Consider the following 15,746-nt stretch of genomic DNA (forward strand, 5'->3'; position numbering starts at 1 on the left):
GAGTGGCGGCATCCGGATGATGGCTATGATTTGCCAATGACCGTCCTGCAGAATTGGTAGCAAACCCGCTTTCCCTTCCCCCTTGATGGGGGAAGGATACGAAGGCTTGGCAGCTTGCTGCCTAGGCGGAGTTGGATGGGGGTGAAATTCGCACGTGAAGAAGCCTCCACCTCCTCTGGCAATTCAGCGCGCACGAAAGATGCGGCGTGAACCCACCGAAGCCGAAGCGGTGATGTGGCGCCTGCTCAAGGAGCAATTCGGCTGTTGGCGTTTTCGCCGACAGGTCCCGCTCGCTCGCGCAATCTGTGATTTCGCAAGCCACCAAGCACGTTTGGTAATCGAGATCGATGGTGGTCAGCACGGTGGAAAAGACGATGCGCGTCGCGATGCAATGATGGCAAGAGAGGGATACCCGGTCCTGCGGTTCTGGAACAACGAGGTATTGGGCAACCGCGGGGGAGTTGCGCTTGTCATTGCCCGCGAACTCGGCGCAATTTCACCCCCATCCAACCTCCGCTAGCGGGCAAGCCCGCAAGCTACGGTATCCTTCCCCCATCAAGGGGGAAGGTTTGCGGCGCAATTTCGCTCAAGCCGCCTCTGCGGCAACCTCGCGCATCTGCTGGCGCAACCAGTTGAGCCCGGCGTCGTCGGCGCGCGATTCATGGAATTGCATCATCTCGTGCATCTTGGGAAACGGGAACGGCATTGGCGCCCAGGCCAGATTGAAGCGGCGGGCGATCTGGCGGACAAGGCGCTCGTGCAGAACCGCAAGGCGCGCGGTGCCCTCGATGAACCACGGCGCCGAGGCAAAGCTGGACACGGTAACTTCAACCAGCCGTTCGCGCCCCATGCGCGATAGCGTGGAATCGGCAAAGGCTGGAGTGCGCGTGGCCCCGAAGGCGACGGTGACGTGACCTGCGGCGTAGAAGTCTTCCTCGGTAAGCCCCCGCTTGAGCACCGGATTTTCTGCCCAGCCGACCACGACCTGTTCCTCTTCGAACAGGATTTCATGGGGATGCCAGGCAGCAAGGAACGGCTCGGGCGTGACGAGGAGGTCGGCCTTGCCCGATTCCAGTTCGGACACGGCCTGTTCGGTCGGCTGGATAATCTCCACGCGCACGCCCGGCGCCGTTACGGCAAAGCGCTCGATCAGGGGGACCAGTACGGCAACCATGATGTAGTCCGAACTGACGATGCGAAAGCGGCGGGTCGAGGTCGTCGGATCGAACGCGGTGGGCGTGGTGATCGCACGCTCGACCCCGCGCAGGGCGAGCTGAATCTGCGGGTGGAGCCCCTCGGCGAACGGCGTGGGGTGCATGCGCTTGCCTACGGCGACGACGATCTCGTCATGGAAGTAGTCGCGTAACCGGCGCAGGGCCGCGCTTGTCGCAGGCTGGGTCAGGCCGATCCGCTCTGCCGCGCGGGTCACGCTGCGCGTTTCCATCAGCGCGTCGAACACGACGAGCAGGTTGAGATCGAGGCCCTTGAAGCGCATCGGAAGCCACCTTTGGTTCAATCACAAGGTGATTGGTTGAGCTTCCAAACCACAATTCTTGGTGATTGTGAAGTCCTCTCCCAAAGGCGCTGCCGAAGGTGGTGGTGGCAGCGCTTGAAATGGTTTAATCGGTCGCTTAACAAGAGTGTCAACAAGACACCGTTGGGAGATTCGGATGGCCGGCGTGCTGGATGGAAAGGTCGTTGCCGTGACCGGCGCCGGGCGCGGGATCGGGCGCGAGATCGCGCTGCTCTGCGCCCGTGAAGGTGCTGCGGTGGTGGTCAACGATCCGGGCGTGGCGCAAGGCGGGGATGGTGGAGATGCAGGCCCCGCGCAGACCACGGTCAACGATATCGTGGCAGCGGGAGGCAAGGCTCACGCCAATCTTGCCAGCGTGGCCGATCCGGCGGGCGCAGCCAGCATCGTGGAAGATGCCGTGCAGCGGTTCGGGCGGATCGACGCGGTGGTGAACAACGCCGGCATCCTGCGCGACACGATCTGGCACAAGATGTCCTACGAGGACTGGACGAGCGTCATCGACGTGAACCTCACCGGCGCGTTCAATGTCTCGAAGGCGGCGACGCCCTACTTCCGCGAACAGTCTTCCGGCAGCTTCATCCACTTCACCTCGACCTCGGGCCTGATCGGCAACATCGGACAGGCCAACTATTCGGCGGCGAAGCTGGGGCTGGTGGCGATGTCGCAGTCGATCGCGCTCGACATGGCGCGCTGGGGCGTGCGGTCGAACTGCATCGCGCCGTTTGCGTGGAGCCGCATGACCGCCTCGATCCCGGCCGAGACGCCCGAGCAGAAGCTGCGCGTGGAGCGGATGCAGACGATGAGTGCGGACAAGATTGCGCCGCTGGTGGCCTATCTCGCTTCGGACCTTTCCGTGGACGTTACCAACCAGATCTTCTCGGTGCGCAAGAACGAGATCCTGCTGTTCGACAAGCCACGCCCGGTGCGCTCGATGGTCAAGCTGGAGGGCTGGACGCCCACGGCCATTGCCGAGGAGCTGATCCCCGCATTCCGCCCGAGTTTTGCGCGTGCCGACGAGGTTTCGGCACACGTCTTTCCCTACGACCCCGTCTGAGGAACCCTGACATGGCCAACGTCAACCCCGGCATGGACCCGGAAATCTTCGAACAGTTCCTCGAACAGCTGCGCCGCTATGTGCGCGAGCGGCTGATCCCCGCCGAGGACGACGTGATTGCCAATGACCGCATCCCCGACGACATCCTCGACGAAATGCGCGAGATGGGCCTGTTCGGCATCACCATCCCGGAGGAATACGGCGGCGCGGGCATGAACATCAGCCAATACATCACCACGGTGATGCACATGGCCTATGCCTCTCCCGCGTACCGTTCCACCGTGTCGATCAACATCGGCATGACCGGCAGCGCGATCAAGAACCATGGCACGCCTGAACAGAAGGCCGAATGGCTGCCGCGTATCGCCAGTGGCGAGATTGCCTGCTTCGGCCTGACCGAGCCGGGATCGGGATCGGACAGCGCGGCGATGCAGACCACCGCCGTGCGCGACGGCAACGGCTATCGGCTCAACGGCACCAAGCGCTACATCACCAACAGCCCAAGCGCCAGGATCGGCCTGATCATGGCGCGCACCTCTAAGGAGGCCCTGCCCAAGAACGCGCATGTATCGGCCTTTATCGTCGACATGACGACGCCGGGGATAACCGTGGGCAAGCCCGACAAGAAGATGGGGCAATCGGGCGCGCACATTGCCGATGTCATCATGGAGGACGTCCATATTCCGGGCTCGGCACTGGTCGGTGGCGAGGAAGGGCGCGGCTTCCAGATCGCGATGCAGAGCCTTGATAACGGACGCCTTTCGGTGGCCGGCATGGGGGTGGGCCTGGGGCGCCGCGCGCTTGATACCGCGATCCGCTACGCCAACGAACGCAAGGCCTTTGGCGAACCCATCGCCAATTTCCAGCTGATCCAGGCGATGCTGGCCGACAGCGAAGCGGACCTCTACGCCGCCGAATGCATGGTCGCCGATGCCTGCGCCCGCGCCGACCGCGGCGAGAACATCCAGCGCAAGGCGGCAGCGGCAAAGCTGTTTTCGTCCGAGGCCTGCGGGCGCGTGGTCGACCGCTGCGTGCAGGTGTTCGGCGGTGCCGGCTACCTTGCCGAATATCCGGCGGAGCGCTTCTTCCGCGATGCGCGCATCCTGCGCATCTACGAAGGCACCAGCCAGATCATGCAGTTGCAGATTGCCAAGCACCTATTGCGTGAGTTCGCCAGCGAAGGGACCGTCTGGTAAGTCATGTACCAGCTGCTCTCCGGGCTTTCGATCGTCGAGGTCTCGTCCTTCGTCGCCTCGCCGACGGCGGGCCTCTATTGCGCGCAGATGGGGGCAGAGGTCATCCGCATCGACGATCGGCGCGGCGGCCTGGACTACAAGCGCTACATGATGACGCGCGAGGGGCGCTCGTTGTCGTGGGAGAACCTCAACCGCGCGAAGAAGAGCGTGGCGCTCGACCTGCAGACCGGTGAAGGGCGCGAACTGGCGGTGGAGCTGGCGCGCAAGACGGGGCAGGTCATCACCAACCTGCCGGTGGAAAGCTTCATGGCGCATGAGCGGATTGCGGGAGGGCGGCCCGATCTCGTCTCGGTGCGTATCATGGGCTGGCATGACGGGCGGCAGGCAATGGACTTCACCGTCAACGCCGCCTCGGGCTATCCGCTGATGACCGGGCCCGAGGAGTGGGACGCAGGCACCGCGCCGCCGGTCAACCAGATCCTGCCCGCCTGGGACTTCATCACCGGGGCCTATTGCGCCTTTGCGCTGCTGGCGGGATTGCGCCATCGCGACGCCACCGGCGAGGGCAGCGAACTGCGCGTGCCGCTCGGCGACGTCGCCATCGGTACGGCCTTCAATGCAGGGGCGGCAGCGGAAATGCTCTATCGCGGAGGCGACCGCGAACGCATCGGCAATGCCATCTGGGGCGCGTTCGGACGCGATTTCCGCAGTGGCGATGGCCATCGCTTCATGGTCGCCGCGCTGACGCCCAAGCAGTGGATGGCGACGGTCGAAGCGTTCGGGCTGACCGACGATGTGGCAGCAGTAGAGGCGGAACTGGGGGTGAGTTTTGCCGCCAGCGATCATCACCGCTTCGTCCACCGCCACCGCCTGTTCTCGATGTTCCAGGAAGCGGCGGAGCGGTTCAGCTACGCCGATCTCGCCGCGCGGCTGACCAGGGCCGGGGCTACGTTCGAGCGTTATCGAACGATGCACGAGATGGCGCGCGATCCGGACCTCGTCACCCACAATCCGCTGTTCGGCCCATCGCCCGCCAACCCGAGCGGCTTCGAATACCCCGCCCCGCGCAGCTTCGCCAACATCCCATACCGCGAGGCGGGAGATCCGTTGCCCGCGCCCTATCTTGGCCAGCACGGCGAGGAGGTCCTCAGCCAGCGGCTGGGCATGTCCTCGGGCGAGATCGCCGCACTGATCGACAAGGGCGTCGTCGCCACTTCAGACAAGGAATGACCATGACCCTTCGTAGAGCCGCCATCGTCGCCCCGATCCGCACTGCCGTCGGTAAGTTTGGTGGCAGCCTTTCCTCGCTCACCGCCGGGCAGCTTGGCGCGACGATCCTCACCGCGCTGATGGAGCGGACGAAGATCGATCCCGCCCGGGTGGACGACGTGATCTTCGCGCAAGGCTACGGCAATGGCGAGGCGCCGTGCATCTCGCACTGGTCCTGGCTGCTGGCCGGACTGCCCGAGGAAGTGCCGGGCTATCAGCTTGACCGGCGCTGCGGGTCCGGGCTGCAGGCCATCGTCAATGCGGCAATGATGGTGCAGACGGGCGTTTCCGACGTGGTCGTGGCCGGCGGCGTGGAATCGATGTCCAACGTCGAGCACTACACCACCGATGTGCGCAAGGGCGTGCGCGCAGGCTCGCTGACGCTGCATGACCGCCTGACGCGGGGGCGGGTGATGAGCCAGCCGATCGAGCGCTATGGCGTGATCTCGGGCATGATCGAGACGGCGGAGAATCTTGCGAAGGACTTCGGCATCAGCCGCGAAGCCTGCGATGCCTACGCCGTGCGCAGCCACCAGCGCGCCGCAGCCGCCTGGGCCAAGGGCCTGTTTGATGATGAACTGGTGCCGGTGACCATCCCGCAGAGGAAGGGCGACCCGGTGACCTTCGCACACGACGAGGGCTATCGCGCCGACGCGACCATGGAATCGCTCGGCAAGCTCAAGCCGCTTGAAAAGGGTGTGGTCACCGCAGGCAATGCCAGCCAGCAGAACGATGCGGCGGCGGCGTGTCTGGTCGTGGCCGAGGACAAGCTGGAAGAGCTTGGGCTGGAGCCGATCGCCTGGTTCCATTCGTGGGCGGCGGCGGGCTGCGATCCCTCGCGCATGGGCTATGGCCCGGTCCCCGCAACCGAGCGGCTGTTTGCCCGCAATGGCCTGTCGTGGGCCGACATCGACCTGATCGAGCTGAACGAGGCCTTCGCGCCGCAAGTCCTCGCCTGCCTCAAGGGCTGGGGCTGGTCCGACGATGACAGCCGCCATGACATGCTCAACGTCAATGGCTCGGGCATCAGCCTCGGCCACCCCATAGGCGCGACCGGCGGCCGCATCCTCGCCAACCTCACGCGCGAACTGCAACGGCGCGGCGGGCGCTATGGGCTTGAGACGATGTGCATCGGCGGCGGGCAAGGCATAGCAGCCGTATTCGAGGCCGCCTGATGATCCTCTCGCCTTATGACTCCGAGGACCACGGCGAAATCCGCGAGGGCGTGCGCAAGCTCTGTGCGCAATTTCCGGGCGAATACTGGCGCAAGCTGGACGAGAAGCGCCAGTACCCTACAGAATTCGTCAACGCGCTGACGCAAGCGGGCTGGCTTTCGGTGCTGATCCCCGAGGAGTACGGCGGATCGGGGCTTGGCCTCGGCGCGGCGGCGGCGATCCTCGAGACAATCCAGGCCGAGGGCGGCAATGGCGGGGCGTGCCACGCGCAGATGTACATCATGGGCACGATCCTGCGCCACGGCTCGGAAGAGCAGAAGTGCCAGTACCTGCCCAAGATCGCCAGCGGCGAGTTGCGCCTGCAGGCATTTGGCGTGACCGAACCGACGAGCGGGACCGACACCACCAGCTTGCGCACCTTCGCCCGTCGCGAGGGCGACGAATACGTTGTCAACGGCCAGAAGATCTGGACCAGCCGGGCCGAGCATTCCGACCTGATGCTATTGCTGGCGCGGACCACCCCGCGCGAGGACGTAACGAAGAAGACCGACGGCCTGTCGGTGTTCATCGTCGACATGCGCGAAGTGGTGGGCAGATCGCTGACCATCCGCCCGATCCGCACGATGATGAACCATGCCACCACGGAGGTGTTCTTCGACAACATGCGCATTCCGGCCGCGAACCTGCTGGGCGAGGAGGGCAAGGGCTTCCGCTACATCCTCTCCGGCATGAACGCCGAGCGGGTGCTGATTGCCGCGGAATGCGTTGGCGATGCCAAGTGGTTCACGCAGCGGTCGGTGGAGTACGCCAAGGAGCGGCAGGTGTTCGGGCGGGCGATCGGCGCCAATCAGGGCGTCGCCTTTCCCATTGCCAAGGCCTATGCGCAGATGCGCGCGGCGGAACTGATGGTGCGCGAGGCGGCGCGAATGTACGAAGCTGGCCTGCCGATGGGGGCAGAGGCCAACATGGCCAAGATGCTCGCCGCCGATGCCTCATGGGAAGCGGGCAACGCCTGCGTCCAGACCCACGGCGGCTTCGGCTTTGCCGAGGAATACGACGTGGAGCGCAAGCTGCGCGAAACGCGCCTCTATCAAGTTGCGCCGATCAGCACGAACCTGATCCTGTCGTTCCTGGCCGAACACGTGCTCGGGCTGCCAAGGAGTTATTGAGAGGGCAATAGAAGCCCGTCAGGACGATACCGTTGCGGGTCGTTCAAACTCGCCTCCAACCTCCCTGCCGTCACCCCGGGCTCGACCCGGGGTCCCGCTTTTCAGGCTCGAACGACCGATCAGTTGTCCTGTTCGTTCACCGCCAGCAGCGCCAGTTCGGTGCGGTTATCGATGCCCAGCTTCTGGTACATCGTGTGCAAATAGACTTTCACCGTGCCTTCGCCGATGCCCAGTTCCGCTCCGATGTCGCGGTTGCGCAGGCCACGTGCCACCAGCCCGGCGATCTTGCGCTCGCGCGGGTTGAGCTTGGCCAGCGGCCCCTGCGCATCGGGGCGCAGCGAAAGATCGATGGCCCGCTGCAGGAAGATCGGCTCGATGGCCTTCTGGCCGCCGTGAACCTTTTCCAGCACGTCGACCAGGCCGTCCTCCGCCCCGTCTTTCGAGACGATGCCCTCTACCCCTGCACGCATCACCGAAATCAGCTGGCGATCATTGATCTCGGCGGTCAGCAGCACGACAGGGCGCTTGTCGCCACGATCGCGCAAGACTTCCAGCGTCTGCACGCCGTTCATGCCGGGCATGTTGATATCAAGCAGGACAATGGCCGGATCGTGGGTCTTGATCGCGTCCAGCGTTTCCTCGCCACTTGCGGTGGCCGCTACTACCGAGAACCGGGTGCCGCGCAACACCGCTTCCACGCCTGCGCGGATGAAGCCGTGGTCATCGGCCACTAGGACTGGAATCATGCAAGTTCTCCGGATCGTAAGGCAATTTCGAGACGAGCGCCGCCTCTGCTGGAATCAAGCCTGAAGCTCCCCCCCAGCGCTTCGACACGTTCCGAAATCGAGCGTGGCCGCGCGGCATTGCCGAGGGTGGGGAATCCGACACCATCATCGGTGATGCTCAGGCGCAGTTCGCCGACATCTTCGGTCAGGGTGACAAGCACCTTGCTGCACTTGCCGTGACGGGCCGCGTTGGCAATCGCTTCGCGCACCAGTTGGCGGATTTCGTGGGAAAGCTGCACGGACACCGGCTCGGGCGCACCTGTTAGCACAAGCTCGGTCGAGATGTGCCAGTGCGCACCTGCCTCAGCCAGAAGATCGCGCAGCTCCTCGGCAATATCGGTCCGGCGGTCGCTGTCCTGTCCCCGCCTCAGTCGTTCGATCAGCAGGCGCAGCTGCCCCTGTTCGCGGCGCAATGCGTTCTTGATCGAATCGATCTCGCCTTCCGGGTCATTGCCTTCGCGGATCCAGCGTCGGAGCGCTTCGAGACGGAACAGCGTGCCCGCCAGGAACTGGGCGACACTATCGTGCAGGTCGCGCGCGACCGCGTGCCTGACGCCGGTTTCGGCGGCTGTTCGGGCAAGCAGGGCCATTTCTTCCCGGTCCAGCGCCTGTCCGACCTCCCGGGCGATGGCAGACATCAGGCCGATATCGTCAAAACTGAGGGCGTGGGCATTCCACACAACGAGATGGCCGGACCCCATCACGCTGCGCACCGAAGCGATCATCCCGGTCTCGACACCGAGGTAGGTTGCAAGCCGCGAATCCAGCTGCTCGGCGCGGACTTCGATCGCGTCGTCGGCAGGGGTTTCGATCAGTTTCCTGCTTCGCTTCATGTCTATGAGCATCGTCGGCAGGGGGGCAAGGAGCTCCTCCGCGAATGTTTCAGGCGAAAGGCGCTGTCTGTCCGGAACCCCATCGTCCATGCGGCGCAGATCGATCCACGGTTCCTCGCTGCTGGCGAAGGCGAAGGCGACGTTGCGCGCTCCGAAGGACTGGACCAGCAGATTGAGCGCTCCATCGAACACGAGGTCGCGCCGCTTGCCCGGAATCCCCGTCGGCTCTGGCAACACTGCCAGGCGCCCGGTCGAGCGTGACATGCTCAACCAGATCAGCATCGAGGCAAGCAGGATCATGTAGATCGTGCGCCGTACGAAGCGGTAGGGATCGATGTCGACGCCCCAGGAGTACAGGATCATTCCGAACAGCAGGTTCGTGAACAGCAAAACGATGGCGGTGACGACCGTGGCGCGCCAGTTCCAACGAACCATGGCGACAACAAGCAGGAACGCGGCCAGTGCGAGGAACGGGCTCTGGAACTCGGTGTAGCGGCTTTCGGTGAAATAGACTGCCGCGATGAAGATTGCGATGTCGATGGCCTGCGCGGCTGGAGCAAGCCGAAAATCGAACCACCAGCTTCGCCACGCGAGGACCATAAGCGCTGCCGTCCACAGCGTGTATGCCGAAAGCAGGCTGTAGCCCAAGGCGCTGTCCCGCACCGGTACGGTCGGATCAAGCACCAGGGCGAGCAGAAACGCAAGCGCAAGGATGGCCCGTCCGGTCGCAACGACTCGCCCCGTGTTACGCCTGCGCATTTCCTACCCGTCCTGTCCTGATTCGGACTCCCCGCATCATTTTTGCACGCCATACGCGCCGTGAACAGCGATTTGGACACGCCGGGTTTGCGCCGCCCCAAGTTAAGCGCGTTTTAACTGGCTGATCACCTTCATGGTGCGATGAATGAAAGAATATTTGGCAAATCCGGGGCGTTCGTGCAGAATTGACAGTACCGGATGTTTACCTTTTTTGAAGGCCGGGAATAGTCGGGATTCATCACTGCAATGATTGTGACGGGCGAACTTTGCGACAATCCGCTGGTCGAGCTGACGGCAAAGCAGAGAGAGGTTCTCGATCTGTTGATTCAGCATATGACATCGAAGGAGATCTCGCGTCAGCTCGGGATTTCGCCTCATACCGTCGATCAACGCATCATGCTGGCCCGGGCCAAACTTGGCGTGGCCACCCGGGGTGAGGTCGCGCAAGCCTATCGCCGATTGGTGGAGACATACGAACAACCCGTATATGAAGATTCCCATATACGTTTTCCGCCGCTTCCGGTCGAAACCAGCTCTCGGGATGACACGGATGTCGGACCGTCAGGAGCAGAGGCCAGGCTTCCGGTGCAAGATGCACCAGGGATCGAGGGTCGGGCCGATGCTCCGGTCGAACGCAGGCGCCAGGCGCCGGCCGAGGCTGACGGGATGGTCTATCATCATGTCCTCCCGGAGATGTTCGACGGGCCGAACGGCACCCTTCTGCGGCTGGGGTATATTGGCGGCATAACGGTGTTCCTGATCCTGATCGTGCTGGGCGGGCTGAGCATGTTCATGCAACTGTCCGCCATGCTCGATCGGTAGGGCAAGGTCCTTCACCGACCATCTCCTTCCATGAACCGGATTTCCGGCGCGGGGGCGTCGGCGTCCACATGAAGGGGTCCGTCCCGACAATGGGGCGGGACAGGGTGTGAAGATGAAAGCTACTGACAACACGATCGCGATGACCTTCGGGCAAACCAAGGGCGGGCAAGCCAAGGCGCGCGCCGCCGTTGCCGGCAATGCCACCGCCGTTCATGGCCTGCGCATCAGCCGCGATCTCCACGATGCCGAGGCCGCGCTCGATGAAGCGTTGATCCGCCAGGCGAACCTGCTCGCCACCATGGTCCGCGCCCGGCGTGAAACCCCGGTCGGCCCGTTCACCGGCCAGGAAGCGCTGCTCCGCCTCGCCGCCAGCCAGAAGGCGGTGCTCGATGCCAGCGGCGAACTCGCCCGCGTCCATGGCAAGCTGGCCGACGCCGGCCGCGAAATGGGCTCTGGCCTGGTCGACGACTGCCCGCCCACGGGCTCGCTCGGCGATGCCGCCCACCCGGTCGCGCTGGTCGATGCGGCCTGAGCCTCGAGCGCTGATGAATCGGGCAGCAGGCAGGGGTTGAAGCAATGCTCGTGATCTGGGCCGCTCGCATCGCCTTTGTCGGCATCCTCGTCTTTGCCTTGCGCAAGGGCGGGGAGCCGGAGCGCATGGTCGCGACGATCCTTATCGCGACCATCCTGCTCGATCTCGCCAACCATGCCCTGTTCGGCAGTCCCGCCTTCTTCGCGATCGACCCGGGGCACCTGGTCATCGACAGCTGGGCCCTGGCCGCGCTGCTGTGGGTAGCCTTGCGCGCCAACCGCGCCTGGCCGCTCTGGGCCTGTTCGGGGCAAGTGATCGTGATCCTCGCCCACCTCGCCAAGATGATAGACCTCTCGCTCGTCCGCTACGGCTACTTCGCGATGAGCCAGCTGCCCATCGCCATCCAGAGCGCCGCGCTTCTCCTCGGCACCACCGCGCATCTCCAGCGAACCGACCGCATCGGCCGCTACCACGCCTGGCGCCTCACCTGACGCCCTAGGCACCCCGGCCCGCCGCCGGACACCGCAAGACATCGCCGCCTTACCATCCATCCCATTTCACGGGAGCCACAGACATGACCGTACGTTCCATGCGCAGTGCGCCCCCCCGGCGCGATTCCGTCGGCCGCCGGGCCGGTCTCACCATCGTCGGCGCCCCGTCCGCTCCGGCCGTGCCCGCCTTCGCCGCGCTCGCCGCCCCGGCGCTCGACGAGGCGACCATCGCCCGCCACACCGTCGCCGCGCGCGAGTTCTACGCCGCCCGCCGCCGCCGCCACAAGCACCTGCCCGCCGATCTCTTCGGCGAGCCGACCTGGGACATCCTGCTCGATCTCTACGTCGCCGGGCGCGAGAACCGCCGCGTGCCGACCACCAGCGCCTGCATCGGCGCCCACGTCCCGCCGACGACCGCGCTGCGCTGGCTGCGCATCCTCGAGGCGCGTGGCCTGGTAGAGCGCGAGGACGATGGCCGCGATGGCCGCCGCACTTTCGTCCACCTCAGCCCCGCCGGGCTCGCCGCCATGGACGCCACGCTCGCCCTGATGTGCCAGCGCATGGAGGACATCGCCGACAAGATCCTCACCCCAACCGCCGAGGACTGACCGCTCATTCCTCCCCGTCAGGGGGAGGAAGGGCATCGCCAGCGAAGGAGGGGCCAGCGGAGGAGGGGCCAGCGCCGCCACGCACCTCCTCCCGCAACCCAGTCTCCCCTCGGCCGGTTTCCCGCAACACCGCCTCCCGCATCCCCAGCAGCTTCGCCCGCAGCGAAGCCCGCGCCCCATCGGCCCGCGCCGCATCCGCCGCCGCGCGCTCGGCTTCCCAGCGCACCTTCAGCGCATCATGGACCGGATGCCCCTCGCGCAGGTCGCCCACGCGCACCGCACCATACTTCTCCGGCCGCCGCGCGCGCAGCAGGAACATCAGCAGTCCGGTATTGTGATGCGTCCAAGTCGCCACGACCTTCCCGCGCGAGACCACCGGCCGCTCCTCCCCGGCAATCGCCCGCTCCAGCGCACAGTCCTCCAGCCGCGAATAGCCCCGCTCCACCGCCGCATCCCACGCCCGCGCAAAGTCCTCCGCGCCCACCCGATGCCGCAACTTGTAAAGCGCCTCCACCGAAGCCCCGATGGAAAGCGCCGCCTGACTCACGATCCCCGTAGCCGCCAGCGTGGCAATAAACCGCCGCTGCTTGTCCGGCGTGATCGAATTGCGCCGAGGCGCCACATGCACGAACGGCGCAAAGTCGAGCGCCGAGTCCTCGACAACATCCACCCGCCGCACCCGCGAAGTCCGCCCACGCTCCGCCATACCACCTCCGCTCATCGAGATGCTGCCTCAACCCCCGCTCATCCTGAGCCTGTCGAAGGACCGCAATTAACCCATACGGTTAAATGTAGGAAAGCGAAAACTGGGAAGTGTCAGGAAGAAAGCCAGAATGCGAGGGTCAAAACCCTCGCGCTCCCATGAGTCGGAGCAAACCCCGCCAACACTGCTAGTCAGAACTGCTCCCCCGCGAAGGCAGGGGCCTCAGTCGTCCTCCCGCAAGCTTCCGGCAAACCAGATCCCCCCTCCCGCAAGCGGGAGGGGCCGGGGGTGGGCACTCCTAAGCCGACGTCCCGCAGGCGAGAGAGGCCGGGGGCAGGCACCCAAAACCCGCCCGCGACAAAAGCGCCGACATCACCGCCCCCATCACCTCGCCCCTCACGCACAGCCCAGCTCCCCCGCGAAGGCGGGGGCCTCAGCCGGTTTAAGCTGACGTAACGAAGCGCCCAGACATCCTCGCCATCATCGTCCTGATCCGCACTTTCCTCAGCTTCGCGCTGGAGACCGAAATCGAAGGCTGCTCGCCTTGGCCATCACTTCATACAGCCACCTCACGTAGCTGCGCTCCAGGCCTTGAACGCGCCATATTTATCGCGTACAAGTAGGTCGTCCTTCCGAAATGATCTGTCACCAACCCGAGTTATTTCCACCGTATCATATAACTCTAGATACTCTTGTCCTCGATAAGTCCCATCAGTCGCGGCAACCGGAAATATGAAAACTCTGCGAGCAGGATGCGTAAATGCATCAAAATATCCGAGTTCCCAAGGGCACCATTTGGACTTAGTCGCATTCGTCGAATGAAGATATAAAAGCGACTTACACCGCCTCATTCTATTACGGATTAAATCCGCAGTTTCTCTGCAGACGTTCCTACGATCGAGAAGCGGATCATCGATCCAGTCAATGTAAACGCTGAACCCCTTTTCCTCCAAGATTTGCTTAGCCCCAAGCACAATCTCATTATCCATAATGGAATGGGACAGAAAAACGTCGTACGAAGAGTATAAATTACGTTCTGATTTAGCCAGAAGAGCTTCCATACCAGCATACGAAAATTGTCTCGCGCGCATTGCAGCAAATCGAAAATCATTCTCACGAACGTACGCCATTGATTTAGATCCCCAGCCTATCGACCTGCATTTTTGGCCGCTTCCTCGACCCAACGCGGAAAGTTATTGCGGCCGTCTCCAGATAACCAAGAATAAACGGGATATCTCACCAAGTACCCGAATTTATCTGTTAACGATAACTCATTAATCGGGTCAACTCCCGGTGGGTCTGCCATCCCGCGATGGTCCTTGGTCCCAGAGAGACAAACTCCGAGAATTCCCCGCCCATCCCGGTGCGCCTTCTTGATTTCATATTGCACCCACGGCCTTGTATGGGTGTCGCGTCCAATTAGAACTGCTAATACGGACGAGCCGTGCATTTGATTGTCGATCCAAGATTGGATAGCGCTTGGGCCTTTGCGCATGATCTCTTCCCAAGAAGCATGATCCACAATAGAATTAGCGCCTCGCGTTCCGGGCAAGACCCAAGCATTTCTAACTTGAGAAACTCTCCACGAGTCACGTGCGTAATGAAAGCTAAAAAATACGCGCCGCATCATTTCTGCCCCTGTCAAAAAAATGCCTAACTATCGCGAGACCGTTTTTATAATATTCATTACGCGATCAATCAACTGATCTACGGAATTATGTGGATTCGACAAAAAATCTAAATCTTCGTCACCAGGTCTTTTTGCGTGTTTGCCATCAAACGGAAGTGCTGAGCCTTTTAGGCTATTGGAAATGACGGCGGCAGCGCCTCCCGTCACACCAATTGGTAAAATAAATGCACCCATGCCCTCTGCAATATCTCTTTCCTTTAAAACGCCATCCGCAATTTCTGTTATTCCATCATCTATCCTCAAGCCTCCTATAAAGACAACGATTCCAGCAAACCTTGCGAGCTCATATCTCAAATTATCCCAGTAATCTATTGGAGGGGCTGAGCCAGATTGTGATTGTGGAAAAGATCTTAAGATTAATCTTCGATCAAAATCCCACTGCCCTTGCATTTGCATGGATTGTAGAAATCCTGCTAAAACGGAAGAGCCAACTAGCAAGCCATTTCCCGATACCAAAAAATATTCTGACGATCCAAGGCGTGCCCCCAAGGTGTGCGAAATAGTTTGGACGAAATCAAGCCGGGGATCAGTTCCGTTCGTCGGCCAGCTTCCTGAAGCCCAGACCCGCTTCCGAGCTAATTCCAGTTCCAGTTGTCGCATTATGTCGTCGATTTCCGAGTATTCTTCGATTTCGACAACAACCAGGCCGTAGCGGCGCAGATCCTTGACCCAATAGTTATGCCGTGCAAGTCTTGCTAGGTGGGCGTCGTCAGAATCAAAATCTATCCTCTGTGGTCGTCGGGATATCATGAAATGACGTGGTGGATTTTCGGGAAAATTTTCGCGCAACAATGCAAGAACGTGCTTAACGTTTGGATCAGTCAAGCTCATGCCGATGAACAAAAAAGTCATGCTGGTGAGATGGGCATGTAAGAGATTTAGAAAGGATGCCCTATTTCTGCGATAAAGCTCGTAATCTTCTGTCGAAATGACGATATCCTCGGGCGCGTCAATCGTTCCATGCATTTTGTATATTTTTATGGAGCCTGAGCTTATCGCTGGCATTGATAACTGCTTTTGGCTCGACCTCACATCGACAGGGCGGCCTAAGAGCCCGATTCAGAAGTTGATCAAATTTGACAGTATCTTGCGGTTCTGCGCGTGAGCATGCGGATTGAGGCGATGA

Annotated in this window: 18 protein-coding genes; 11 read left to right on the forward strand and 7 right to left on the reverse strand. The window is 62.3% G+C overall.

Annotated elements, in window-relative coordinates:
• Positions 1–154 precede the first annotated feature (154 nt).
• A complete protein-coding gene (locus tag AC1Q5P_RS13460; protein ID WP_156135890.1) occupies positions 155–520 on the forward strand; it encodes an endonuclease domain-containing protein in 366 nt (121 codons plus the stop codon).
• Positions 521–586: 66 nt separating this feature from the next.
• Here the strand turns inward: AC1Q5P_RS13460 and AC1Q5P_RS13465 are convergent, their stop codons facing one another.
• Positions 587–1,495, reverse strand: coding sequence for a LysR family transcriptional regulator (locus AC1Q5P_RS13465; protein WP_039337696.1), 909 nt, complete (start codon positions 1,493–1,495; stop codon positions 587–589).
• 175 nt (positions 1,496–1,670) lie between these two features.
• Here AC1Q5P_RS13465 and AC1Q5P_RS13470 point away from each other — a divergent pair, with 175 nt between their 5' ends.
• Genes AC1Q5P_RS13470 through AC1Q5P_RS13490 form a run of 5 tightly spaced genes read left to right on the forward strand, consistent with a single transcriptional unit; the run spans position 1,671 to position 7,397 of the window.
• Positions 1,671–2,588, forward strand: a complete 918-nt coding sequence (locus AC1Q5P_RS13470) for an SDR family NAD(P)-dependent oxidoreductase (RefSeq protein ID WP_039337695.1) — start codon at positions 1,671–1,673, stop codon at positions 2,586–2,588.
• 11 nt (positions 2,589–2,599) lie between these two features.
• On the forward strand, positions 2,600–3,784 hold the full coding sequence (locus AC1Q5P_RS13475) for an acyl-CoA dehydrogenase family protein (RefSeq protein WP_492519202.1): 1,185 nt from the start codon (positions 2,600–2,602) through the stop codon (positions 3,782–3,784).
• A gap of 3 nt (positions 3,785–3,787) precedes the next feature.
• Positions 3,788–5,014 carry a CoA transferase gene (locus tag AC1Q5P_RS13480; RefSeq protein ID WP_492519203.1) on the forward strand — a complete coding sequence of 409 codons (1,227 nt, stop codon included), beginning with the start codon at positions 3,788–3,790 and terminating at the stop codon, positions 5,012–5,014.
• A 2-nt stretch (positions 5,015–5,016) separates the two neighbouring features.
• On the forward strand, positions 5,017–6,228 hold the full coding sequence (locus AC1Q5P_RS13485) for an acetyl-CoA C-acetyltransferase (RefSeq protein ID WP_492519204.1): 1,212 nt from the start codon (positions 5,017–5,019) through the stop codon (positions 6,226–6,228).
• Positions 6,228–7,397, forward strand: a complete 1,170-nt coding sequence (locus tag AC1Q5P_RS13490; RefSeq protein ID WP_492519205.1) for an acyl-CoA dehydrogenase family protein — start codon at positions 6,228–6,230, stop codon at positions 7,395–7,397. Before AC1Q5P_RS13485 ends, AC1Q5P_RS13490 begins: the two co-directional genes overlap by 1 nt.
• A 119-nt stretch (positions 7,398–7,516) precedes the next feature.
• On the opposite strand, the gene AC1Q5P_RS13495 is transcribed toward AC1Q5P_RS13490, so the two are convergent.
• Together AC1Q5P_RS13495 and AC1Q5P_RS13500 are read right to left on the reverse strand one after the other, a co-directional pair.
• Positions 7,517–8,143: a response regulator gene (locus AC1Q5P_RS13495; RefSeq protein ID WP_039337690.1), complete on the reverse strand. Its 627-nt coding sequence runs from the start codon at positions 8,141–8,143 to the stop codon at positions 7,517–7,519.
• Positions 8,140–9,774, reverse strand: coding sequence for a sensor histidine kinase (locus tag AC1Q5P_RS13500; protein ID WP_492519206.1), 1,635 nt, complete (start codon positions 9,772–9,774; stop codon positions 8,140–8,142). The genes AC1Q5P_RS13495 and AC1Q5P_RS13500 overlap by 4 nt, the downstream gene beginning before the upstream one ends.
• 246 nt (positions 9,775–10,020) lie before the next feature.
• Between AC1Q5P_RS13500 and AC1Q5P_RS13505 the strand changes: the two genes are divergently transcribed.
• The 4 genes from AC1Q5P_RS13505 to AC1Q5P_RS13520 all read left to right on the forward strand — a co-directional run bounded on the left by AC1Q5P_RS13505 (position 10,021) and on the right by AC1Q5P_RS13520 (position 12,227).
• A complete protein-coding gene (locus AC1Q5P_RS13505) occupies positions 10,021–10,596 on the forward strand; it encodes a helix-turn-helix domain-containing protein (protein ID WP_062343242.1) in 576 nt (191 codons plus the stop codon).
• A 112-nt stretch (positions 10,597–10,708) separates the two neighbouring features.
• On the forward strand, positions 10,709–11,128 hold the full coding sequence (locus AC1Q5P_RS13510; protein ID WP_492519207.1) for a hypothetical protein: 420 nt from the start codon (positions 10,709–10,711) through the stop codon (positions 11,126–11,128).
• Between the two features lie 44 nt (positions 11,129–11,172).
• Positions 11,173–11,619 carry a hypothetical protein gene (locus tag AC1Q5P_RS13515; protein WP_492519208.1) on the forward strand — a complete coding sequence of 149 codons (447 nt, stop codon included), beginning with the start codon at positions 11,173–11,175 and terminating at the stop codon, positions 11,617–11,619.
• A gap of 83 nt (positions 11,620–11,702) precedes the next feature.
• Positions 11,703–12,227, forward strand: coding sequence for a MarR family transcriptional regulator (locus AC1Q5P_RS13520; RefSeq protein WP_492519209.1), 525 nt, complete (start codon positions 11,703–11,705; stop codon positions 12,225–12,227).
• A gap of 4 nt (positions 12,228–12,231) precedes the next feature.
• Here the strand turns inward: AC1Q5P_RS13520 and AC1Q5P_RS13525 are convergent, their stop codons facing one another.
• Complete coding sequence (locus AC1Q5P_RS13525) at positions 12,232–12,948, reverse strand: hypothetical protein (RefSeq protein WP_492519210.1); 717 nt, start codon at positions 12,946–12,948, stop codon at positions 12,232–12,234.
• 452 nt (positions 12,949–13,400) lie between these two features.
• Between AC1Q5P_RS13525 and AC1Q5P_RS13530 the strand changes: the two genes are divergently transcribed.
• Positions 13,401–13,553, forward strand: a complete 153-nt coding sequence (locus tag AC1Q5P_RS13530; RefSeq protein ID WP_492519214.1) for a hypothetical protein — start codon at positions 13,401–13,403, stop codon at positions 13,551–13,553.
• On the opposite strand, the gene AC1Q5P_RS13535 is transcribed toward AC1Q5P_RS13530, so the two are convergent.
• From AC1Q5P_RS13535 to AC1Q5P_RS13545, 3 genes are read right to left on the reverse strand one after another with little or no spacing between them, the layout of a single operon-like run.
• Positions 13,500–14,060, reverse strand: coding sequence for a toll/interleukin-1 receptor domain-containing protein (locus tag AC1Q5P_RS13535; protein WP_492519211.1), 561 nt, complete (start codon positions 14,058–14,060; stop codon positions 13,500–13,502). The genes AC1Q5P_RS13530 and AC1Q5P_RS13535 overlap by 54 nt on opposite strands.
• A 17-nt stretch (positions 14,061–14,077) precedes the next feature.
• On the reverse strand, positions 14,078–14,560 hold the full coding sequence (locus AC1Q5P_RS13540) for a TIR domain-containing protein (RefSeq protein ID WP_492519212.1): 483 nt from the start codon (positions 14,558–14,560) through the stop codon (positions 14,078–14,080).
• Positions 14,561–14,587: 27 nt separating this feature from the next.
• On the reverse strand, positions 14,588–15,625 hold the full coding sequence (locus AC1Q5P_RS13545) for an SIR2 family protein (protein ID WP_492519213.1): 1,038 nt from the start codon (positions 15,623–15,625) through the stop codon (positions 14,588–14,590).
• Positions 15,626–15,746 lie beyond the last annotated feature (121 nt).

It is taken from the genome of Novosphingobium sp. GW835-FHT14H07 (assembly GCF_058793515.1).